We start from the raw sequence: 13998 nt of genomic DNA, 5'->3' as shown, positions 1-13998 counted from the left end.
TCAAACTTTCGCAGTCTTCCTGCCCGGCGCATGCGTCAGGGTCGCGCGAGTTCCCGGTGGGAAAAGCTGGCGGCTTCATAAGGGACGGCCAGGCTGTCCCGTGCCAGATGGTATTCCCGAATGCAGTTCTGGGCCATGACAGACAGGGAAAATCGTGTCTCGACCCGCTGACGGGCCGTCCGCGGCGAAATCTCCAGTGCGCCGCAAAGCGCGGCGGACAAATCGGTGGCCGTGGCGGTGCGGCTGAAACATCCCGCATCGCCAATCACTTCGCGTGCGGCGCCGCGGTCCAGGGCGGCCACGGGAAGGCCTGTTGCCATTGCCTCGACCGCTGACAGGCCAAATGGCTCCTCCCACAGTGGCGTGAACAGGAACGCCGACGCCTTGGCGTATTCACGGGCGAGTTCCGGGCCAGTCAAATGGCCGCCATATCGCACAGTCTGCCCCAGCCACGGCCGCACGTCGCTGTCAAAATAGTCCTGATGCTCGATCGTTCCGAAAATATTCAGCGGCACGCCCGACTGCACGGCCGCCTGCGCCGCGAGATGGGTGCCCTTGGTCGGGGTGATCCGGCCGGCCCACACGGCGCTGCGCCCGCCGCCTGGCGCGAAGGGCCAGGCATCCAGCGGGATCCCGTTTGGCAGAACCGAGGTATAGACAGGTGCCGCAGGCGCCTCCCACCACAGACCAAGCTGCTGGCGACTGGGAACCGAAAACCGGCTCCAGGGCGCCGCACCGTCGTGGACAGCCCGGCGCAGGGCATCAAAGGGGGGCACATGCAGGGTGGTGAGCATCGCAATCCGTGCTGCCCGTGCAAACCGCGGCGGGAAGCGATGCAGGCTGTTGTTATGGACGACGTCGAACCGTCCCGTGCGCAGGGCGTCCAGCACCCGGGTGAACCCGGCATCGAGATGCGCGTTGAGCGCCGCGGTGCCGTGCCACCGGTGCCAGGGAAATTCGCGATCGTAATGTGCCTCGAACACCGGAAACAGCCGCACGCCCGGCGGCAGGCCCGCTGCGGAATCGCCGGAGGCAAACAGCGTGACCTCATGCCCAAGACGCGAGAGCTCTGCGGCGAGATGCCATGCATGGGCCTCCATGCCTCCTTTGAAGGGCGGCGCGATCGGATGGCGCACGTGGGCAAGAAGGGCGATCCTCATCACTCGGCCGCGATGTTCTGCTCGCCGTCGCCGTGCTGCTTTCGCAAAATCTTGATGACCCGGCCTGAGGAGGCGAAGGGCATGTCCTCCTGTTGTCGGCACAGCGCATAATCTGCACGCGACGGTGGCCTGATCTGGCGCAGCCCGGTTGGCGTTTCTTCGACCAGTCCCATCATCTTGAACGCGTGCAGCCAGTGCTCCATCGTCCTGTAGCCCCATTTTTCGGCAAACAGCTCCGCATTGCGCAGGATTGACGGGATGTGGTGGATCGGGGGCATGCAGTGCGGATGGTACTGGTGGTAGGCGCGCGCGCCGGACGTCCACCACAGGGGCAGGCCTGACGTGGTGACAGCCTTGCCAAAATCGGTGTCCTCGCCGCCGTAGCCGGTAAACCGTTCATCAAAGCCGCCGCTCGCGACCCAATCCGCCCGGCGCATGGCAAAGTTCAGTGACCAAAAGCACCGGTAGTCCTCGCAGGCGCGCAGCCCGGTATCGGGCGGGCCGGGGCGGTCGACATGGCGCTCGGCGGCGTCTTCGAGTCCGTCGTAATCCCATCCCGTGGCCGCCGCGCCCTTTGGAAGGTAGAGCACGTCGCCCATGAATACGCCCTGGGCGTGTCGGCTGTGGCGCAGGTAGTCCGCCAGAAAATCCGGGGCCGGAATGCAATCCACATCCAGAAAGGCCAGCAATGCACCGCGGGATTGCCGCGCGACAGCATTGCGCGCCTTGGCCAACGGCAGGCCGTCGCCGGAAACCGGGATCAGGCGCACCGGACATTCCATCTGAGGAAGATTTTGCGGCGGATCGTCCTGCATCACGCCGACAACCAGCTCATCGGGTTTCACTGACTGCCGGGCCAGGCCCAGCATCAGATTGCGCAGGTGATTTTCCCTGCCCGACACAAGGGTGAGTACAGAAACCGTCGCATGTGTCATAGCAGATCCTCATCAGGTTGAAATTTCAATGGCATCGGCAGTTTCGGCGGAGCGGGAGGGCCGCGAGACCCGCAGCGCAAGGTCTTCGAGCCAGGCCGCCGCCTTACGCTCCGAAGCCTTGTCGATCAGCTGCGTCTGTTTTTGCGGGTCATGCCGCGATTTTGCCGACGCCAGCGCCGCGCGCCAGCTGGCCGCGCAGGATGGCAGCTGCGCAAGCGCCACACCGGCGCCAGCCTTCTGGACAGCGCGGGCTTTCAGGCGCTGTTCGTCGAAGTAGCGCCACTGCGGTACCATGAGCCACGGTTTTCCCGCCTGCAAGACCTGGTGGCACACGGTGTTACCGGCGGTTGAGATAATGACATCGGCAGCCATCAAGTGGTCCGCCACGTTTTCGACCCACCCCGGAAACAACAGGTTTGAAGGCTCGGTCGCGTGCCAGTCCCTCTGGAACCGCCCCGCCGCAATCCAGACCGATTGTGACAGGGCGCGTGCTCCAACGGCCAGCGGGGCTGACGTGATGCCGCTGCCGCCCTCCCCGGCGATTGCCAGAATGACCTCTGCGTCGTCGTCCAGACCAAGCCTGCGGCGGGCCTGCGCCCGATCGGCGGGGGGCAGGCGCGCGCCCAGCCCCGCCGCGAAGAAGGTTTTCGCCCGCATCCTGCTCGTCCAATCCGGCTGCGCCAGACGCTCTGAACAGGCCGCCAACAGCCCGATTGCGCCATCATAGGCCGCCTTGTGTCCCGGATCCGTCCGGCGCCCATGCTGAAGAACCCCAACATGCGGGACGGAACAAATCCGGCACAACTGCGCCAGTTCGGCCGAGACATCGCAGACCATCAGCGCCGGATCGGCCTGTGCAAACCAGCCAGCGATACGCCCCATGGCCTCGCGGATGCCCGGCCAGCCCAGTGGCGCGCAGTGAACCGTGTCCGGGGCATCCTCGAACGGCACCGGGGTCTCGTTACCCGCGGGTTCGAACAGAGACGGGATGACCTCCACTGAGACATTCGCGTTCAGCGGTGGAAAGATGTCCGCCCGCGCGCAGAAAATCTGGACTGGGCGGGACGGAGGCAGGACGTTCACCAGTGCGGCACATCTTTCGGCATGGCCGCGCCCCTGATGGTGGACGAAATAGCCGATCGGCGCCCGCCGGGGCACGATGTTCAGGCCCGTGTTCATTGACCCGCTTGCGCCTTGGCACCCCCCGTGTGCGGCCGGGCCGCACGCATCTGGCTCTGCCAGTAGGCGGCCCCTTCCAGGACCCCCGGCGCAAAACTGCGGTTTGCCGAATAGACATGACCGAGCTCGCGCAGCGGCCGCATCTGCGGATCGGCATTGCCGACCAGAATGGACCGCGGCATGGATCGCAACAGGTCCTCGTCGTTCCCGGAGTTGCCCGCAGCGATACAGCTGGCGCGGTTGATGCCGAGGCGGGACATCAGATGCTCTGCTGCCTTGGCCTTGCCCGCGGCATACGGCACCACGTCGATGAAGTTGCCATGCGAGTGGATGACCCGAACCAACAGCCCCTCGCGCTGGAAGGCCTCGCGCAGCTGTTCTGCCGCCTTGGCGGTGCCAAACAACCCCAGTTTCCACTGCCGCTGCTCTATTGGTGCCTGCCACTGGATGCCGAGTCGGCGTATCACGGCAATTGCGCTCTGCCGGGGCCAGTTCTGCGCAAGGTCATCTGCGTACCGCTGGGACAGCCGCAGTGTCCCCGTGCCGTCGCGCAGATGAACTTCGGTGCCGACCGCAGTGATAAAAGCCTCAGGTTCGGGCAGGTTCCACTGGGACAGGACCGCACGCGCCGACACGATCGCACGGCCGGTCGCCAGAATGAATCGCGTTCCGGTCTCCGTCAGCCACGCCCTGAATGCCGCCGCCCCCTCGGGGCAGCCGGTCAGGGTGTCATCGAGGTCAGATATCAGCGTTGCCCGCGAAGACGCGACGCTGACCCGGCAGGGCCGCGTGGCCTGCCGGTAAACCCTGTCCGCCTGTCGGGCCCAGCGATCCCAGCTGTAACGGCCGATCCGCGACAGGCCGCTCCGGGCCGCGTGCTGCCACTGCCTGCGGTCTTCCAGCAGCTCCAGCACCTTGTCCGATATCATTGGCTCGTCCCGGGGATCGATGATGCTTCCGTTCTGCAACTCGCGGACAACGTCCCGAGGTCCGCCCTCCCGTGTCACAACAACCGGAAGTCCATGGGCCGCCGCCTCCAGCGTGGTCAATCCGAAGGGTTCGTGCAGCGCCGGATTGACAAAGACACCGCCGCTTTGCGCGGCCAGCCGGTAGAGTTCAGGGACGGTTTCGGGATCATGCGTCGCGGGCAGCGCAATCCGCCCCCGCATATCCGGCCGCTCGGCAATGGCGCGCAGCTGCGCAACCACCCCGTGTCCTGCGCGCGAGGCGGGGCTATTTGCGGAATGTTGTCCGGCCAGGATCACCAGATTGGCCTGACCGTTGAGCGCGGGTGAATACGCATAAGCCGCGGCAAGTCGTACCAGGTTCTTTCGCGCCACCGGGCGCGCGACGGCCAGGATGATCGGACGCTGCGGGTTGCTCAGATGCTGTGCCAGCATGGATCTGGCGGCCGTTCGACCGGTGGTGCAGATCCCAGCCGGTATCGAGACGCCTGGTTCCACCAGATGCGTGCGCGGCTCGGTATCTTCCCCATAGCCGCCCAATTGCCGCTCCGCCTCGTCGCGGGACGACACGATGATCGCGCGGGCTTGGCGCATGGCCCGCCGCTCCTGATCCATCCGGACCTTCAGATCGGCGCCTGCACGGTGGGTGCAGGTGGCCTGCTTATCGATCGCAAGCGAATGGGGGGTGTAGACAAAGGGAATGCCGAGCCGGGTTTCAGCGGCGGCGGCCAGACTGGCGGCATCGGCGAAATGGGCGTGGATGATATCGGGCTTTTTGTCCAGCTGCGCCAAAAGCGCAATGAAGGACGACTTGAGCGCCGGGAGATCCGCGGCCAGGCGTTCTTTTTCCAGATACCGATCGCTTGCCCCCCTGATCCGCCGGATCGTCAGGCTTGGCGTGACCGGCTGTTCCAGCTGGCTGTGCACAGGATCCAGGTCTTGGGCGGAAAACGCGCGGGTGACGATGTCGACCCGCTCTACCCGTTTGCTGGCGGCCTGCGCCGATGCGGCGCCAAGCACATAGGCGATGTGTCCGCCCGTGTCTTGGGTTATCCCATAGCGGACAGTTGGGGCGGTCAGGCAACCGCCGAGTGCCAGATGCATGATGTACATTGAGAAATCCTTACGTCTGCGGGATTAACGCCCGCCAGCGAAAATCGGTTCCTGCACGATGGTGGAAATGACAGCGTTCCCGACGCGACCCGACGACCGGATCCCACCGCACAAGTTGCGCCGCCTTGCGCTGGTCGCCATGGCACACGTTACTCGCGGGCTATCCGTCTGCCGCAACCAATTGACCGCGGCGGGCGTTACATATCCGTTGCCGCGTCACAAAATCAGGAGACCGCGTGTGCCAGACCCATTCCCACGGCGGCCCAACCTTCACCGGTATGTATTTGTCGGGGGGCTCCACCGGTCCGGGACCAGCCTGACGGCCCGGCTGATTGCCAGCCTGTCCGGGGTCGGTGCCATCACCGACGCGCCAGTGCCTGAAAACGAGGGAGCGTATCTGCAAGGCGCCATTCCGCATCATGCGCTGTCGGGGCGGCCGATGCATTTTGCAACCGATCCGCATCAGCACCTCACCGAAACGCACGCCCTCAACACCCTTGAAACAAAGCGGCGCATGGAACAGGATTGGGCAGCGTGGTTCCCGGCCGACGTTGCGTGGAGGGTTGAGAAGTCTCCGGTCAATCTGACCCGGTCGCGATTGCTACAGCAACTGTTTCCACTGGCGCATTTTGTGTTCGTGACCCGGCACCCGGAGGCCGTGGCGCGATCGGTGCGCGGGTGGGTGAGCGATCCCGACGAAGCCCTTCACGCGCATTGGCTGGACGCCCATGACGTCCTGCTTCAGGATTTACGCTATCTCCACCATGCTTTGGTGCTGCGGTACGAAGACATCGTCGCCGACCCAACGGCAACCGTCGCTGCCATGGCCCGTTTCCTTGGCCTGCCCGAGGGACAGCAGCCCGGTCTGGAACCTGTGCGCGATGGAAACCGGCGCTACGTCGATATGGCTGCACCGCTCAGTGAGGTGCATCAGCTGCGTGCGCGCACCTGGGGCTATGCGCCACACCTTGGCCTGCTAGCGCAACGGCCACATGTGCAGCACTCGCTCAGATCGGTGCGCGACAGCACCACGGCAGCGCTCGCCGGTGGAAAACCCTGTCACCAACAGGTTGCGCGGCCACAGGGCGGGCTGCCGGATCGGCGGAGAGGTTGAGAGGTGTCCAACCGTTCCGGGCCGCGGGCGCCAGCGGGGCGGACGGCGCGAATGCAAGGGAGGTCAAAGTAGGCCGCGCAGCTCCTCCAGCGTGCCAGCTTCAGACGCAGGTTTGTCCGTACGGATCCGGTGGATACGCGGAAACCGCATCGCCAGGCCGCTTTTGTGTCGGCTGGATTCGTTCAGCCCTTCGAATGCCACCTCCAACACCAACGCCGGCTTGACCGCACGCACCGGGCCAAACCGTTCCGTTGTGTTGTTGCGCACGAACCGGTCCAGCTCCTTCAACTCGGCATCGGTAAATCCGAAATAGGCCTTGCCCACCGGCACCAGCTGGTCGCCCTGCCACACGCCAAAGGTAAAGTCGGAATAGTAGCCGGACCGCTTGCCATGACCGCGCTGCGCATACAGCATAACCGCATCCACAAGCATCGGATCCCGCTTCCACTTGTACCAGTTGCCCCGCTTTCGCCCGGCGATATAGGGGCTGTCCCGGCGCTTTATCATCACGCCTTCGATGACCTTTCCGGGCGGGTCAGACCGCAGGTCCGCCAGACGCTGCCAACTGTCAAAGTCCAGCGGAACAGAAAGATCAATGCGCGGGGTATCCAGCTCTGCCACGCAAGCGCGCAGGCTGGCCTGGCGTTCGATCAGCGGTCGGTTCCGCAGATCCTCACCGTTCCAAAACAAAAGATCATAGACCCGAAGCGCCGCCGGGTGGCTTGCCAGAATGGACTTTGACGCGGATTTCCGGCCAAGTCGTTTTTGCAGATCGCCAAAAGGCGCCACGTCTTCGCCGCGCCTTATCAACAGTTCACCGTCCAGCGTCACATCCGCGGTCAACGCCTCGATCACATCAGGGAAGGATACAGAGATGTCCTCGCCTGTGCGCGAATACAGCCGCCGGGTGCCGCCGTCGTTGACCGCCTGTACACGAATGCCGTCCCACTTCCACTCCGCGAGGTAATCGGCAGGGGGCAAATCCGCCAACTGTTCAAGGTCGGTTGCAGTAGACAGCATCACCGGGCGAAACGGGGCCGCGGCCAGGCTGACAGGCTTGTCACCGCCCTCCAGCCAGGTAAACAACGGCAGATATGGCGGCGACAGCCCGTGCCAAAGCTCTTCGATTTCGGTCACGGCCACCGCACCGAATTGCGCCAGCGCAACACGGGCAAGCTGGGCAGAGACGCCGACGCGCAGACCTCCTGTGGCCAGCTTCAGATAGGCATACCGCTGCGAGGACGTCATTTGGGTCAACCGCCGTGAGATGAGATCGGGCAGCTGTGCCTTTGCGGCCGCCGAAAGCTCTGCCACTGCATCGGAGAGGGGCAGATCCACGGGAGCGTCGGCGTGCGGCCAGATCAGCGCTACGGTCTCGGCCAGATCCCCGACAAATTCGTAAGACAGCCGGAACAATTCGGCATCGGTCTCTTCCGACACGATCTGGCGCAGTAGCGACGGCGTCACATTGCGCAGCTTCAGATCGCCCGTAATCGCCGCCAATGCGTAGCCGCGCTCGGGGTCCGGCATCGTGCGGAAGGCATTGACCAAATGCACAATTTTTCCGTTGCGGGAGGGTGTGAAGGCGAGCTGCTCCAGAAGGGTGGCGAAGGCCTGCATCAGTCTTCGTCCTCCTCGTATCCGACCAAACGCAGAGGGCGCGCCTTGATCTGGTTCAACGCGCACCAGCGCACCAGCGCGTCCTCGCGGCCATGGGTCACCCAGACCTCCTGCGGGGCCAGTTCCCGGATCGTTCGGGTCAGATCAGGCCAGTCCACATGGTCACTCAGGATCAGGGGAAGCTCAACGCCACGCTGACGCGCGCGCGCCCGCACCTGCATCCAGCCGCTGGCAAAGCAGATCACCGGATCGGGAAACCGCTGTGCCCAAGTGGCGGCAAAGGCCGAAGGCGGGCCAAGAATGATCTGCCCCTTGAACGCTGCCTTGTCGTCGTTACTGGTCGCCGGGCGCAGTTCTCCCAGATCTATGCCCTGTTCGATGTGATAGTCGCACAGCCGCTGCAAGGCGCCGTGAATATAGACCGGCTGGTCCCAGCCTGCCTGCCGCAGCAGCGCGATGACCCGCTGCGCCTTGCCCAGGGCGTAAGCGCCAACGAGGTGGCAGCGCTCGGGCTGCGCCGCGACAGAGCCCAGAAGCTTTTCAATCTCGGACTCCGCGGTGGGATGGTTGAACACCGGCAGGCCAAAGGTCGCCTCGGTCACGAAAACATCGCAAGGCGCCACCTGAAATGCGGCGCATGCGGGATTGCTGGCGCGCGCGTAGTCACCGGACACCGTGATGCCGATGTTGCCGTCATGCACCGTGATCTGGCTGGAGCCCAGCACATGGCCTGCTGGCGTGAACTTGACCCTGAGGCTATTCACCTCGGTACCGTCCTCCACCGCACAGCGCTGATCGCAGAATTCGGCGCCATAGCGGATCGCCATGATGTCCAGGGTTTGCGGGCTTGCCCAGACGGTGCCGTGACCGGCCCTGGCGTGGTCAGCGTGCCCATGCGTGATCATCGCACGTGGCACAGGGCGCACCGGATCAATATAAAAATCGCCCGCAGGGCAATACAGTCCCTGCGGGCGTGGATGCAGCAAATCTTCTGGCCTGCGCAGAACTGTCACCAAATGGTCCTTGTGCTGAGTAGAGATTGACCCCCCAAATCCATCGGACAGCGCCAATGTTGCCATGGGGCGCCAAACACCGAGGCAGGCTGTCCAGACGCGGCTGCGCCGCTCAGGTGCCACCCATCGGGCGGTCTCCGCGTAGGGCGGCGGGTCACTTTTTGTCTTTGTTCTCTACCTTGTCATCGCCGCCCTCGGTCTTTGCCTCCGGGTCGGTGTGGTCTGGATCGCCCTTCTCGCCCGGGCGGTTCTTCAGCGGGTGATGCTGCTCCGAGCCCTTCAGACCGTCGATGACGTCATATTTCGGTTGCTGCTTGGTCATGGGATGCTCCTATATTTCTGAGCTTGGTCGCAGGGCTACCCGTCGGGCGGCCCGGCAGCGCAACCCAGCTACCGGGAGTCAACGCCGCACGGGGGAATTGGTTCCGCCGCAGCGTTCATCTCGCCCGTGCTGTAGATCTCCCGGCCAATAAAGCGCGTCGTCGCCTTGCAAGGGTTGACGGTCTGGGACTAGCCCGCGGCTGCCTTCGATCATGTCCTGACGATCCTGCTCAGTGCTGAGCGAATTGGGGTGAATCTCCGGCGCTGCCATCGGGTCCTCGGAGCGCAGAGCAATATGCCCTCTGCTGGTGGGTCGGGTCGGCTGTACCCCGAAGAGGAACCCTGCAAACGGGTCCGGGTTCATCAACGGTCGCTTGCCGACGGGGGCCTTGGTATAGCTCAGCGGCGAGAAATACAGCTGCATGTTCGGCCTGGGCCGGTCCGGAGTACCGCGCACAAACTCGCCCGCCTCGTTGACGCCGATCGACAGCGGACCCGTCCGGGTCGCCGCATAACGCAGACCCGGTAACGGCCGCATTCCGCCGGTCGGTCGGCCAAGACCGCATCAGCCGAGCCGACGCCGATGATCACGTAGTCAAATTCCATGGTGCTTCATTCCGCCGTGCCGCGCTGGACTAGAATTGACAGCAGTGCCAGCAGTCCAGATCCGATCATCAGAAAAAACGAGACGGCATTCAGCACCGGTGTCGAGCCGACCTTTGTCATGCGGTTCTCCATGGTGAAGGTGAGCGGAGATTCAGAGCCGACAAGAAACGGCGTCGCGTCGAAGTTCTCGAAAGAGTCCAGAAATGCCACGATGCCGACGGCGATCATCGCAGGCCGTAGGAACAGCAACGTGATCGTGCGCAACACGCGGGCCCGGCTGGCGCCCAGATTATACGCCGCCTCCTCCATCGCGGCATCGAATTTCTTCAGCCGCGCGGTGATCACCAGCGACGTGATCGTCGCGACGAAGGAAAACTGACCCAGTACCACAAGCAACAGACCCGGTCGCAGGAACTCAAGCTCCCAGCCGATACTGTCTTCGATCGAATCGGCTGTCGTTAAAGGGAAACGCCCCGGCAGAGATCAGCGGCGCGGCTAGGAACACGAAGAAGGCCGCTACATTCAGCCGGTAGCCCAGCAGGAACGGCGTGGTTTTCAAAGTTGGAAGCATGGGTCCCTCCTCAGCTTTTGGCGACGGTATTGGCAAGGGTCTGGCCGATGAGCCGAAGGCCAAGCCAGATAGCCGCCGATGTGAACAGCAGCAGCATGCCAAAGGCCGCACCGTGCTCCCAGTTGAAGCGGGTGATGAACTGGTTGTAGATCTGTTCGGTGAACCCGTTGCCGCCCAGATTATACCCTGCCTGGATCATGAACAGGATAACGGTGTACACCAGACCGACGATCACCGCCGCGTCATTGTGCAAAAGCCCAACCGGGCCATTGATAAGGACAACTTCCTGCAAGGCGGTTGAAATCACGCCGGTCTCCCGCAGCAGCAGGATCCAGCCGAAGGGGCGGATCAGGTCACTGACCCACGGGGGCACCAGACACAGCAGGAACAACCCGCCGCGCGCCCGCGGGCCGGCAATTTTGGCAATGTAATGGGCAATCGGAAACCTGATCACCGGGGCCAGCGCTGTCACCAGCAGCGACATCGACCCGGTGCGCAGCAGCGGGTTCCAATAGATCGGCTCCTGCAAGAAATCCACGTAGTTTCCAAAGCCGAATTCATGGACCCTAGGCTCTGGCCTCATTGAGTTTCAAAGCCAGTAGATAACGAGGGCTGCAAGCGCGATTGCTGACAGGAAGACTTTTGGGCATCTGTCGTATCGTGTCGCAACCCGCCGCCAGTCCTTCAGCCTGCCGAACATAATCTCAATGCGGTTGCGCCGCTTATATCGGCGTTTGTCGTGTCTGATGGCTTTCTTGCGCTGCTTTCGGCCGGGGATGCAGGCGCGTATCCCTTTGTCTTTCAACGCTTCTCTAAACCAATCGGCATCATATTCGCGATCTCCGAGAAGCCACTGGACGTCAGGCAGGCCACTCAGCAGCGCCTTTTCACCGGTGTAATCACCGACCTGCCCGGCAGTCACGAACAGGTTCAGCGGACGGCCCTGGCTGTCACAGATGGCATGCAGCTTGGTGTTCATGCCGCCCTTAGTGCGCCCGATCAGACGCCCACGCCCCCCTTTTTAACCCCAAGACTGGAGGCTGTACGGTGTGCTTTCAGGTAAGTTGCGTCGATCATCACGGTCTTTTCCTCACCGTGATCAGCAGCCAGACCGGCCATCATCTGGGCAAAGATGCCCTTGTCGCTCCACCGCTTCCAACGGTTGTACAAGGTTCTCTGATTGCGGCCTTGTCAAGCGTGGGAGGGGTGTTGTCCGTTCGGGGTCATGGTTCTCTCCGAGGTCGCATTGAGCGCCTCATGATGGTTTTCGGTGGCGGATCGTCTCCAATGTCTTGTGCGGGGTGTGGCACCTGGCCACCCCATGCTCTACAGCGAGATCGATCAACCTCCGTCCCGTCGGGACTGCGCTCCCCGCTTCGGACGCGGGAACTCAGATCAGGCGGTGGCCTCCTTTGTCCATTGATAGTCGGTTCCATTTTTCCAGAGCGTCAGCATAAGCACGGCGATTTTGCGGGCCGTCGCGACTGCCGCCTTGCGAAAGCCGCGCCATCTGGCCAGTCGCACGGCCCAGCTTTTCAGCCGCGAGAAACGTTTCACCTGGTGGAGCACGGATGATGCCGCCTCGAACAGTAGCCCGCGCATCGCACCGTCACCGCATTTCGAAACGCACCCCGACCAATCCATCTCGCCAGACTGATGCCGCTTTGGCGTCAACCCAAGAAAAGCGCCCACATCCGACGTCCGGCTGAACCGACCGGGATCATCAACCAGGGCTATGAAGCTGAGCGCATTGACCGGACCAACACCGGGGATTGTCATGAGGCGGCGCGCGACAGGATGGACCCTGGCGGTTTTCTTCACCGCCTTGTCCAGGTCGTCCGCCGCTTGGCACAACTTGGCATGGGTCGCGATGAAGGCATCGGCTATGGCCCGCAGAACCGGGTCGGTCTCGCCCGCTGCCGCCAGTTGATCGCGGAACGCCTGCCTCTGCCGCCCCTGGCCAATGCCGATCATACGGATGCCGAAGGTTTTGAGGACGCCACGAATGTGACCTTCGAGGTCCTTACGCAGCCGGATCAACCGTTCCCGCGCGCCTGCCAAGCTGCGAAGCCGGTCCGCCTCCTCGCTGCGGATGTGGACCGGTGTGAACCAACCGGTGCGCGCAAGCTGTGCCAGACCTTCGGCGTCGGCAGCATCCGACTTGTTGAGCCGTGCCGACAAGCTTTTGTGCGCCTTGCGGGCATCAATGCAGGTCGCAGGCAGACCGAGACCGGCGAGGCCGCGCTGCAACCAGATCGACAGCATTCCGCTTTCATGCACAATCCGTCGGGGCGTGAGTTCACGGTTGCGAAACCAGCCCGCCACGCCCTCGGGATCAGCGGGACAGACGCAATGCGCTACAGTCTCGCCATCCTTGTCTACAACGCAGATCGAAATCTCTTTCAGCGACACATCCAAACCGACATAGTATTCCATAGGTCGTTCTCCTCACGGCTTATATCCATGAGGCCAACATACCGGACCTCGTTCGCCGCAGGAGAGCGACCGCCGCAATCACACCATGTCTTGTGCGGGCCGTAATCTTTGGGAGCATCACGCCAGCGCAAGCCATTGCGATTGATAAAGATAATTCCGCTCAGAACACGCCGGTCATCAACACGCGGCTTGCCGTGGGACTTTGGAAAATAAGGCTCAAGACGGGCCATCTGCGCGTCGGTCAGCCAGAAAAGATCAGACATATCACCGCTCATTTTTCGAACCGTGAATCAAGCCACCCACCGGAAATCAATGGGTCCTGAGCCTAATACGGGCTGACCGCAAGGGTTCACTCGACTGACTTTTCGCTGATTCATCAGCTAGCGCGCAGAATCCATGCCGTGCAGATCTTCATCAACAAGTATATTGCCGACGGCATCGAAGTCCCGTTTGGCGGCAACAAGAAATCTGGCTTTGGCCGCGAGAAAGGGCTGGAAAGGCTCAAGAGTCATTGCAAGACCAAGAGCATAGCAGCCCGCATCCGATAGCGCGGTTCACCTGAGCCAACCCGGCGCGCGGGCCTGCACAACCTTTGTGCCCGCGCACGCCTTGGCGGCCGCGCTGTTAAGCATGTCAGACGCTTCACCTTCCTCGGCATGGTCACCGATCAGAGCTAGACCTTCAACCTTCAAGGTGTCACGGCATGTGCAAGGCTCAGGACAAGGAAAATGGGCCAGGTCGCGCCCACCGGATTGTGGCGTCCCTCCCGCGCGGCTTTGCCCCCGGCCGCCCCACTCGTGCGTCAGGCGCAGCCTTCGATGTTTCAGTCGTGCCGTCGGCCCAGGACTGTGTGACCGGTTCAGGAAAACCAAACGCGATCTCATAGGCCCCCGCGAGGATAGCGAGGCATAGAATGGCGGAAATTTCTGACATGAAAAGGGTCCCTGCGGACAGTGTGCTGCCTC

General features: G+C 62.9%; 14 protein-coding genes and 2 pseudogenes. 2 read left to right on the top strand and 14 right to left on the bottom strand.

What is annotated here, in order from left to right; translation table 11 throughout:
- Window positions 1–35: 35 nt before the first annotated feature.
- From AC0IPL_RS11005 to AC0IPL_RS10990, 4 genes are read right to left on the bottom strand one after another with little or no spacing between them, the layout of a single operon-like run.
- On the bottom strand, window positions 36–1160 hold the full coding sequence (locus AC0IPL_RS11005) for a glycosyltransferase (RefSeq protein ID WP_474274452.1): 1125 nt from the start codon (window positions 1158–1160) through the stop codon (window positions 36–38).
- Window positions 1160–2095 carry a glycosyltransferase family 2 protein gene (locus AC0IPL_RS11000; RefSeq protein WP_474274450.1) on the bottom strand — a complete coding sequence of 312 codons (936 nt, stop codon included), beginning with the start codon at window positions 2093–2095 and terminating at the stop codon, window positions 1160–1162. Before AC0IPL_RS11000 ends, AC0IPL_RS11005 begins: the two co-directional genes overlap by 1 nt.
- Before the next feature lie 12 nt (window positions 2096–2107).
- Window positions 2108–3274 (bottom strand): glycosyltransferase, encoded by a 1167-nt coding sequence (locus AC0IPL_RS10995; RefSeq protein WP_474274448.1) that lies wholly within the window; start codon window positions 3272–3274, stop codon window positions 2108–2110.
- A complete protein-coding gene (locus AC0IPL_RS10990) occupies window positions 3271–5352 on the bottom strand; it encodes an HAD-IIB family hydrolase (protein WP_474274446.1) in 2082 nt (693 codons plus the stop codon). Before AC0IPL_RS10990 ends, AC0IPL_RS10995 begins: the two co-directional genes overlap by 4 nt.
- Before the next feature lie 238 nt (window positions 5353–5590).
- Here AC0IPL_RS10990 and AC0IPL_RS10985 point away from each other — a divergent pair, with 238 nt between their 5' ends.
- Window positions 5591–6466 (top strand): sulfotransferase family protein, encoded by an 876-nt coding sequence (locus AC0IPL_RS10985; protein WP_474274444.1) that lies wholly within the window; start codon window positions 5591–5593, stop codon window positions 6464–6466.
- Between the two features lie 63 nt (window positions 6467–6529).
- Here AC0IPL_RS10985 and AC0IPL_RS10980 read toward each other — a convergent pair whose 3' ends face one another.
- From AC0IPL_RS10980 to AC0IPL_RS10935, 10 genes and pseudogenes are all read right to left on the bottom strand, one after another.
- Entirely contained in the window at window positions 6530–8086 is a 1557-nt protein-coding gene (locus tag AC0IPL_RS10980) for a cisplatin damage response ATP-dependent DNA ligase (RefSeq protein ID WP_474274442.1), read from the bottom strand.
- The gene (locus tag AC0IPL_RS10975) at window positions 8086–9099 is read right to left on the bottom strand and encodes a ligase-associated DNA damage response exonuclease (protein ID WP_474274441.1); all 1014 of its coding nucleotides are present in this window, start codon (window positions 9097–9099) and stop codon (window positions 8086–8088) included. Before AC0IPL_RS10975 ends, AC0IPL_RS10980 begins: the two co-directional genes overlap by 1 nt.
- A gap of 154 nt (window positions 9100–9253) precedes the next feature.
- The gene (locus AC0IPL_RS10970) at window positions 9254–9421 is read right to left on the bottom strand and encodes a hypothetical protein (RefSeq protein ID WP_474274439.1); all 168 of its coding nucleotides are present in this window, start codon (window positions 9419–9421) and stop codon (window positions 9254–9256) included.
- A gap of 78 nt (window positions 9422–9499) precedes the next feature.
- Window positions 9500–9958, bottom strand: a complete 459-nt coding sequence (locus AC0IPL_RS10965) for a GMC oxidoreductase (protein WP_474274437.1) — start codon at window positions 9956–9958, stop codon at window positions 9500–9502.
- Window positions 9959–10032: 74 nt separating this feature from the next.
- On the bottom strand, window positions 10033–10422 hold the full coding sequence (locus AC0IPL_RS10960; protein ID WP_474274435.1) for an ABC transporter permease: 390 nt from the start codon (window positions 10420–10422) through the stop codon (window positions 10033–10035).
- A 19-nt stretch (window positions 10423–10441) separates the two neighbouring features.
- Complete coding sequence (locus tag AC0IPL_RS10955) at window positions 10442–10597, bottom strand: hypothetical protein (protein ID WP_474274434.1); 156 nt, start codon at window positions 10595–10597, stop codon at window positions 10442–10444.
- A 10-nt stretch (window positions 10598–10607) separates the two neighbouring features.
- Window positions 10608–11180 (bottom strand): ABC transporter permease, encoded by a 573-nt coding sequence (locus AC0IPL_RS10950; protein ID WP_474274432.1) that lies wholly within the window; start codon window positions 11178–11180, stop codon window positions 10608–10610.
- Window positions 11181–11186: 6 nt separating this feature from the next.
- Window positions 11187–11773, bottom strand: a pseudogene (locus AC0IPL_RS10945) (IS5 family transposase); the annotation flags it as partial.
- A gap of 219 nt (window positions 11774–11992) precedes the next feature.
- Window positions 11993–13033, bottom strand: coding sequence for an IS110 family RNA-guided transposase (locus AC0IPL_RS10940; protein ID WP_474274430.1), 1041 nt, complete (start codon window positions 13031–13033; stop codon window positions 11993–11995).
- A gap of 86 nt (window positions 13034–13119) precedes the next feature.
- Window positions 13120–13296 (bottom strand): annotated as a pseudogene (locus AC0IPL_RS10935) (transposase); the annotation flags it as partial.
- A gap of 72 nt (window positions 13297–13368) precedes the next feature.
- Between AC0IPL_RS10935 and AC0IPL_RS10930 the strand changes: the two are divergent.
- Window positions 13369–13581, top strand: coding sequence for an aldehyde dehydrogenase family protein (locus AC0IPL_RS10930; protein WP_474274654.1), 213 nt, complete (start codon window positions 13369–13371; stop codon window positions 13579–13581).
- The last annotated feature ends 417 nt before the right edge of the window (window positions 13582–13998 follow it).

Source organism: Leisingera sp. SA32, from assembly GCF_056033425.1.
Note: the sequence above shows the minus strand (reverse complement) of the source record. Positions and strands in the feature narration are given on the sequence as shown.